The 1,230-nt window shown below is 41.4% G+C and carries 2 protein-coding genes and 1 pseudogene; all 3 read left to right on the top strand.

The window, feature by feature from the left end; genetic code table 11:
* The coding region (locus R7Q46_RS24940) for an immunity 49 family protein (RefSeq protein ID WP_318077895.1) at positions 1-329 on the top strand (329 nt) is incomplete at its 5' end.
* A gap of 175 nt (positions 330-504) precedes the next feature.
* Positions 505-675 (top strand): hypothetical protein, encoded by a 171-nt coding sequence (locus R7Q46_RS30845; protein ID WP_242013339.1) that lies wholly within the window; start codon positions 505-507, stop codon positions 673-675.
* Between the two features lie 150 nt (positions 676-825).
* Positions 826-1,230, top strand: a pseudogene (locus R7Q46_RS24930) (hypothetical protein); the annotation flags it as partial.

Genomic DNA, 1,230 nt, shown 5'->3' with positions numbered 1-1,230 from the left:
TGGACGCAGCGGTAGCTCAAGGGGATAACTGGGCGTTGGAAATTGCGATGGGGATCCTAGAAACCTTCGCAGCGCTCACTACTAACATTGGTTATGATTTTGAGGAAATGCTCGTTAAAAACCTACAGTTTCAAGAGAAATATCATCTTAGAGAATTAGGACCTGATAGGATAGGCATCAGAACTTTTATCAACTTCCCTCTGCTTGGCATGGCTAGTATGTGGTACGACAAAGGCAACCGTTTATCTATTGAAACTGGTTGGCTTCCTCCTTATCTCGTCGAGGGGCGTTGGCTAGAAGATGTAAAAGCAGGGAAGATCATTCGATAAACTCCTTTAGTTAGTAATTCAGTATAATAACGTTCAAATCGCCAAAATTAACCAGCAGTCTGCAAAAATTGGTGAATTGGTCGCGGATGACTTTATTCGGAATATACGCCCTAATGCTAAGTTGCTCCATCCCAAAGACCTTGCAGCTTAGGGATCGAAACCAGGTGATTTCAATATGGTGTACCTCTCAGATGATACTGAAGAAATCATCATCGTCGAGGCTAAGGGTGGCAGCAGGCCGCTCGGCAGTCGTAAAATTGGCAATGAAGCATATCAACAAGGGACAAGTAAATATGCGGAGGAAATAGTTAAGTTAATGTCAGAGAATAAAGGAGGAACAACTTAAAAATTAGCTGCCGACGAAATCCAATACGCCGCTTTATCCGGTAGACCTATTTGATATATACATACGCAGCATCCCAGAAAGTGGAAAAGCCTCGGACGTAAAACTAGAAGTGTCAGAGTTTAAAATTGATTCAAAAGGATTAAGTCAAAAATGCAAAGTAAAAAATCGGTCAAATTTTTAGAGCGAAAAGCAAATCCTGAACTTGACACACAAGCCATTGTGAATCGGAAAAAATTTATAAACCGGGTTTTAGATAACAGAAAAGAAGGCCTTAAAATCAGGCGGGAAAATCTGGTCAGTCTTGGTGATTTTGCCATTGACCAGGTTCGCTGGTATACCTGGTTTCAAGCCTCACATGAAGATGAGCAAATATGTACCTTGCGTCTTTATGAAACTTCGCTAATGGGCGCTTGTTATCATCGGCTCGCTATGTATCCGAAGGAACCATTAAGTATCCAGATCCTCGACTATCCTGAAGTAACTTGGAAAGGCGAAGGTATTTTAAAAACAGGTTTCATTTGTCCTTCAATGTGGCTAGATGCGTATTTTACCTCT

It is taken from the genome of Vibrio sp. 811 (assembly GCF_033339195.1).
Note: the sequence above shows the minus strand (reverse complement) of the source record. Positions and strands in the feature narration are given on the sequence as shown.